Source organism: Cardiobacterium sp. (assembly GCF_057314735.1).
In genome coordinates, this window is the sequence record NZ_DBHKZK010000057.1 from 36,301 (window position 1) to 41,804 (window position 5,504).

The window sequence follows — 5,504 nt, forward strand, 5'->3', positions numbered from 1 at the left end:
TCTATCCAACTGAGCTACGGGCGCGTCGTTTTGAAGGCGCGCATTATCCACACCGCCCCGCAGAGCGTCAAGCGATATTTTCGGCCTCTGCCCGTGGGCGAAACAGTTGCGGTTTGGTGGTATTTGGCACGTCTTCGTCGTCATCTTTTTCCGGCATCAGCCATTGCAGCGGCGTGCCGCTGGCGCCGAGTGCGGCGAAGTCAAACAGTTCGCGATCCAGCAGATGCGATGGCCGTACCCGCGTCAGCGCGGCGAAGATGCTGTCCAGCCGTTTCGGCGCGAGGCGATCCCATTGCAGCAGCATTTCCTTGATGGCCTTGCGTTGCAGGTTTTCCTGCGAGCCGCAGAGGTTGCAGGGGATGATGGGAAATTGCCGCCATTCGGCGTATTTGGCGATGTCGCGTTCATCGCAGTAGGCGAGCGGGCGGATGACGATATGCGCGCCGTCGTCGCTTTGCAGTTTTGGCGGCATCGCTTTCAGTTGGCCGCCGTGAAAGAGGTTGAGGAAAAAGGTTTCCATGATGTCGAATTTGTGGTGGCCGAGGGCGATTTTGGTCATGCCAAACTGCTTGGCGTAGGTATAAAGATGCCCACGGCGCAAGCGCGAGCAAAGCGAACACATGGTGTTGCCCGGCGCGATTTTGTCGGTAACGATGCTGTAGGTGTCGCTCTCGATGATGTGATAATCCACGCCGATGGAAGCGAGGTATTCCGGCAGGACGTGTTCAGGAAAGTCAGGCTGTTTCTGGTCGAGATTGACCGCGGTCAGCTTGAATTCGACCGGCGCACTGCGTTGCAGCGATAGGAGCAAATCCAGCATCGCGTAGGAATCCTTGCCGCCGGAAAGACAAACCATAATGTGGTCGCCAGCCTCAATCATCTGATAGTCCTCGATCGCCTTGCCGACGTTTTTTCGTAGCCGTTTCTGGAGTTTGCGCAAGGTTACGCTCATTGCCTCATCCTTATACTTATTGAAAGGGCGCACATGATAAAGGGGCGGCATCACAAAATCGAATCCGCGCTTGACCGCCTGCAAAAAATCGCTACAATGCGCGTCCTGCCACACGCCGGAGTAGCTCAGTTGGTAGAGCGCCTCACTTGTAATGAGGATGTCGCGGGTTCAACTCCTGTCTCCGGCTCCATTGCAAAATGGGAAACCCAATGCCCAGATGGCGGAACTGGTAGACGCGCTAGGTTCAGGTCCTAGTGGGAGCAATCCCTTGGAGGTTCGAGTCCTCTTCTGGGCACCAGTATTCAAAGATAACCCCCTTCTTCAAGAAGGGGTTTATTGTTTCTGCCTTAATATGAACCGCCCCACACATCGGAGGGCGGATTGACTGGATCAGGCAGTTTTGTCTAATCCGTCTTTTTGGCGATAGTAGGCCGCTTCAAATTCTGCTGGTGAAGTGTAGCCGATGGAAATTAACAGGCGGCCCTGATTGAACCAATCCACCCACTCCAGTATCGAAAGTCCAACACCGCCTGCGCCACGCCAACCTTGTCTTTCAATGACTTCCGTTTTGTACAGGCCAATGATGCTTTCACGCCTGCCTCCTCCAGCCGGACACTGTAGCGCAGCGACAGGAGCGGGTCCCCGTTTATATTCCGCAGGAATATAAACGGGATAGCGGTACTGGCTGCCCCGGTCGCTGTGGTGCGTCAGCCCGTCCGGCTTCTTTACAGGCCTGCCCAGCGCATCAACCAGCGCCATCTCCATGCTGCGCATCACCCGCCAGCCGGCGATATAACGGCTGTACACGTCGATGACGAAGGCGGTGTAAACGAAGCCGCTGCGTGTCGGCACATAGGTGAAGTCTGCCACCCACAGCTGGTTGGGCCGGCTCGCGCTGAAATCGCGTTTGACCAAATCCGGCAAGTCCGAACGCCCTTCGCTGACGGTGCTGCGCTTGCCCTTGCCGCGCCACACGCCCTGCAAGCCTGCACGGCGCACCAACCGCTCAATCGTGCCGTGCGCCATCGCGATGCCCCCCGCATAGCAGCTGTTTCCAGACCTTGCGCACGCCGCAGATTCCATTGTTCTCGTCGTAAACTATTAGTATTTCAACAAGTTACGCTTCATCAGGGCGGCTATGTAGGCGACCACGTGGCGGCGTGCTTCTTGCCCCGCCCCGCCGTATCGCGCTGTTTCGCCCCTTCGCGGGAGAGGTGTTCGGAGAGTTCCGTCCCGCCCGCGTAGCTGTGCAGGGTGTCGTAGATGCCGAAATCTTTGCCCGCGTCTGCAGGGATGGCGGGCAAGCACGTCGTCCGCCAGCCAGCCTTGCAAGTCGCCGTCGCAGTAGATGAACAGCCGCTTGACAGGCGGCAGGGCGAGTGTTTCCGGCCCGTGGCAGAAAAACGCACTCCATACCGGCCAGCCCGTCAGTTGCCGGGTGGCGTCATCGGTAACGTGCGTCCAAGATTGTCCCGCTCTTTCAGGCAGGGGCAGGATTTCGGCATGGTCGCGGTATTTCATTGCCCCGTCTCCTTCACCCAGGCGATGTATTCAAAGGCCACGGTGACTTGGGGCGATCATTGTGCATCTCCGTCCAAACGCTGCGCAAAGTCCTGATAGAGTGGATCTGTCGGCTTGGCGCTGATGAAATAGGCATCATGTTCGTGGTCGGCAATGAAGGCGGCAACGGCAGCTTTGGCACTTTCTTCGTCGGGGAAGCGCCCCAAAGGTTGCCAGCGAGCAGAATAAATATTGGCGGCGATGTCTTGCTCCGTGCGTTCCAGCGGCACGGCCACAGCGGCGATATAGGGAAATGGCGGGATGGTTTTCATGGTTGTACCTCTTGTAGGTTGGCCGCGCTTTGGCTGCTAGTCCAAATGGCGGCGTGGTGACGGGGGTTAGCAGACCGGCCAACGAAACCGGCAGGCGCGTACGCCTCCCCCGCCCCCACTCCATCGGGTGCGGTTTTCGGGCATAAAAATGCCGTCTTGCGACGGTTTGCCCGTCTTTGGTTCAGCCTGCTAAAGCTGGCCGCTGGTGTTGCAGCGGCGCGGCAATGTTGCCCCGTGGGGGCTGTGGTGTCAAGGGGGACAAAGGGGGTCGCGTTTTGCGACTCCCTTGCCCGCGTTATCATGGCGCGGTTTCCGGCCTTGCCGGTTGAAGTCTGTTTCCCGTCAGGTCGAAACAGCAGGAAGCCGCCACCGTGCGGCTTTCTTTTTGGCGTGGTGTTCATTGCAGCGCCTCCCAAACAAAGGCGAGTTCCTGTTGCAGGCGGGCTTTCATGAGGCGGTTATGCTGCTTTTCCAGCTTGCGTTGGTTCAGGTTCTTGCCTGCTTCGCTGCCACGTTCGCGGGATTGCCGCTCCTGTTCTTCCCAAAAGGCGAGGCCGTCGCGGATGTCTTCGCGTCTGGCTTCGCCCGTCGCCCAGTACTGCCACAGTACTTCTTCGCACTCCGCCTGGTAGCGGCGGATGGTGTCGCGGATGGCGGGCGCTACCTTGCCGGGGTTGATGGTGTGCAGCCATGCGGGTAGTTGTTTCAGTGGCAGGCAGAGCATGCGCCGCTGTTTGCCGTCGTCGGCAACCGTCACTATTTCAGTGACGGTTGAATCGAAACGTCGGCGCAGCTTGAGTTGTTGCGCCTGCCACTTCATGCCCATGCCCTCCACGATGGGGCGCATGGCAACAAAGGGCTTCTCGTCGTGGTCGATGAGTACCAGCGGCTTGTCGTGAAAAGGGATGGTGATTTTGACGGTACTCATTGCAGCGCCTCCGTGTAGTAGCGCAGGCGGATGGGCGCGGCCATGCCTTGCAGGTGTGCTTTGCGTTCGTCGTAGGGCTTGCCGTGCGCGATGAGGGCGGCGTTGGCGGCTTCCAGGCGGATGAGCATTCGCAGCGCGGACGCGGGCAGGTTGTCGCGCGGGAGCGCTTCCCGTCTGCCCGTCAGGGCTTCGTTGCATAGCAGCGCCTCGTTGCTGTAGTGATACGCTTTGGTTTCTTTGCCTGCCGCTGCCCGCGTGGTTTGCAGGATTTCCGCCATGACTTGCGCCCCGATTTTGCTTTCTGCCCGCGCCGCCTGCCATGCGGGACGTTCAGTCAGCAGGCGCTTGATGGTCTGGTCACACCAAACTTCAAACTCAATGCTTATCCAGCGGGCAAAGCAGACCATGAGGTCAGGATGCAGCCATGTGCCGCCGTACTTGCCGCGCCGTGTCTTGATGAATGCCGGATAGCGTTTGGCGAGGCTTTTTAAATCCCTTGAATCCAAGGGATTTAGAACGGGCAATGTTTCGCCATTATTCGCCTGTTTTTCCAATGCCATGAGATAGTCTTGCGTGCGCTTCAGGGCAAAGAAGTTATCCAGCCGTTTGCCGTGGGCTTCGGCTATTTCGGTGGCGTTAAACCACGCATCGCGGTTGGCGTGCAGGTCGATACCTTCCCATTTCAGCGTGATTGCGTTCATTGCGCCCTCCGTGCCTTTCTGGCGGCATAGACGTCGCAGATGTATTGCCGGTCGGCATACCTGGCAATAACGTCAGGGGCGAGGGAATAGCGGCCATAGGTGGCGATTCTTCCGTCGCGGGTGTGGGAAGTTCGTCCGTGGTGATTACCGGCCAGCCATAGCGGCGCAGGTCGAAGATGGTGCGGGCGATATTGACGGTTGAAAGCCGGTCATAGGCTTCCCGTTGGGTGATGGTCTGCCCATCGAGCAGGCGGGCGAGCGTTTCAGCCGTTACGCTATCCTTCTTGCGCGGGAAGGTTGGGGTATAATCCGCGGCGCACCGTTCAAGAATGAGGCCGTCCGAAAGGGCGGCTTTTTTCGTACTCATTGCTGGCCTCCATTGGCTTGCGCTTGCAGCCAGTCGAGGATTTCCCCGTACACGAAGAAGGTCGCCTGCTTCATATCGGGATAGCGGCGAGGGGCGGGAAACTTGCCTGCCTTGATGAGGCGGCGGATGGTCATTTCTGATAGGCCGGTGATTCCTTTACGGCTGCCTTTGCTGGCAATGTCGGCCATTCTCAGATGTGCTTCGCGGGGAAGCGAGGGTAGGTGTGTTTGCATAACAATCTCCAGTTAGTTGATGCGCATGGCTGCGCGGTGTGGAGAAGGTTATTTATGTTTGCTGGAATGTTGGGGAATATTCCCAAAATAAAAGGAATATTCCCGCAAAATGGCGCAGTTGTGCGGGTTCGCGGCTATTGCTTCAAGCGTTCTTCGCCTTCTTCAATGTATTTTTGCAGCGTCTTCGCGGATAGGGTTTGCATTTTCCATCCCAACGTTTCCGCATGGGCTTGGATGTCGCCAACAAGGCTTTCAGCTGTTTGTTTTTTACTCCATTGACGGTTTTTATTTCCTAAAATCATTTGTGCCATAACGGCGATGATTTCATTTTGCTTATTGGTAGTTTTTGAGCTTTCAGGTCGTTTGGGTGTATTGTTTTTAATCAAACTATCAAGATGTTCTTTTCTTACAACAAGGGTGTCCTTGTCTAAGTCGTCTAGGGCCTGTTGACACACATAATTTCCTGATAACATTGTCCCATGAGAAGCAGA

At 57.0% G+C, this 5,504-nt stretch carries 9 protein-coding genes and 3 tRNA genes (1 of these 12 running past the window's edge); 2 read left to right on the forward strand and 10 right to left on the reverse strand.

From position 1 onward, the window contains the following. Both ACO54Z_RS07825 and ttcA read right to left on the reverse strand, forming a co-directional pair. Positions 1 to 24 (reverse strand) — tRNA-Arg (locus ACO54Z_RS07825); it reaches 153 nt to the left of the window's first position. A gap of 43 nt (positions 25 to 67) precedes the next feature. Then, the gene (gene ttcA, locus ACO54Z_RS07830) at positions 68 to 1,003 is read right to left on the reverse strand and encodes a tRNA 2-thiocytidine(32) synthetase TtcA (RefSeq protein ID WP_485996511.1); all 936 of its coding nucleotides are present in this window, start codon (positions 1,001 to 1,003) and stop codon (positions 68 to 70) included. A 63-nt stretch (positions 1,004 to 1,066) separates the two neighbouring features. Between ttcA and ACO54Z_RS07835 the strand changes: the two genes are divergently transcribed. Together ACO54Z_RS07835 and ACO54Z_RS07840 are read left to right on the forward strand one after the other, a co-directional pair. Continuing rightward, a tRNA-Thr gene (locus ACO54Z_RS07835) sits at positions 1,067 to 1,142 on the forward strand. Positions 1,143 to 1,163: 21 nt separating this feature from the next. Next, positions 1,164 to 1,250, forward strand: a tRNA-Leu gene (locus ACO54Z_RS07840). 92 nt (positions 1,251 to 1,342) lie between these two features. Here ACO54Z_RS07840 and ACO54Z_RS07845 read toward each other — a convergent pair. The 8 genes from ACO54Z_RS07845 to ACO54Z_RS07880 all read right to left on the reverse strand — a co-directional run. After that, the gene (locus tag ACO54Z_RS07845) at positions 1,343 to 1,978 is read right to left on the reverse strand and encodes a DDE-type integrase/transposase/recombinase (protein WP_485996505.1); all 636 of its coding nucleotides are present in this window, start codon (positions 1,976 to 1,978) and stop codon (positions 1,343 to 1,345) included. Between the two features lie 110 nt (positions 1,979 to 2,088). Then, a complete protein-coding gene (locus tag ACO54Z_RS07850; RefSeq protein ID WP_298080208.1) occupies positions 2,089 to 2,256 on the reverse strand; it encodes a hypothetical protein in 168 nt (55 codons plus the stop codon). Positions 2,257 to 2,529: 273 nt separating this feature from the next. Then, the gene (locus ACO54Z_RS07855) at positions 2,530 to 2,784 is read right to left on the reverse strand and encodes a hypothetical protein (protein ID WP_485996506.1); all 255 of its coding nucleotides are present in this window, start codon (positions 2,782 to 2,784) and stop codon (positions 2,530 to 2,532) included. Positions 2,785 to 3,181: 397 nt separating this feature from the next. Next, a complete protein-coding gene (locus tag ACO54Z_RS07860) occupies positions 3,182 to 3,712 on the reverse strand; it encodes a phage antirepressor N-terminal domain-containing protein (protein ID WP_314776922.1) in 531 nt (176 codons plus the stop codon). Beyond that, positions 3,709 to 4,413 carry a KilA-N domain-containing protein gene (locus tag ACO54Z_RS07865; RefSeq protein WP_485996507.1) on the reverse strand — a complete coding sequence of 235 codons (705 nt, stop codon included), beginning with the start codon at positions 4,411 to 4,413 and terminating at the stop codon, positions 3,709 to 3,711. Before ACO54Z_RS07865 ends, ACO54Z_RS07860 begins: the two co-directional genes overlap by 4 nt. Further along, a complete protein-coding gene (locus tag ACO54Z_RS07870) occupies positions 4,349 to 4,780 on the reverse strand; it encodes a helix-turn-helix domain-containing protein (protein WP_485996508.1) in 432 nt (143 codons plus the stop codon). Before ACO54Z_RS07870 ends, ACO54Z_RS07865 begins: the two co-directional genes overlap by 65 nt. Further along, entirely contained in the window at positions 4,777 to 5,013 is a 237-nt protein-coding gene (locus tag ACO54Z_RS07875) for a helix-turn-helix transcriptional regulator (RefSeq protein WP_485996509.1), read from the reverse strand. The genes ACO54Z_RS07870 and ACO54Z_RS07875 overlap by 4 nt, the downstream gene beginning before the upstream one ends. A gap of 134 nt (positions 5,014 to 5,147) precedes the next feature. Then, a partial coding sequence (locus ACO54Z_RS07880) for a hypothetical protein (RefSeq protein WP_485996510.1) occupies positions 5,148 to 5,504 on the reverse strand: 357 nt, incomplete at its 5' end.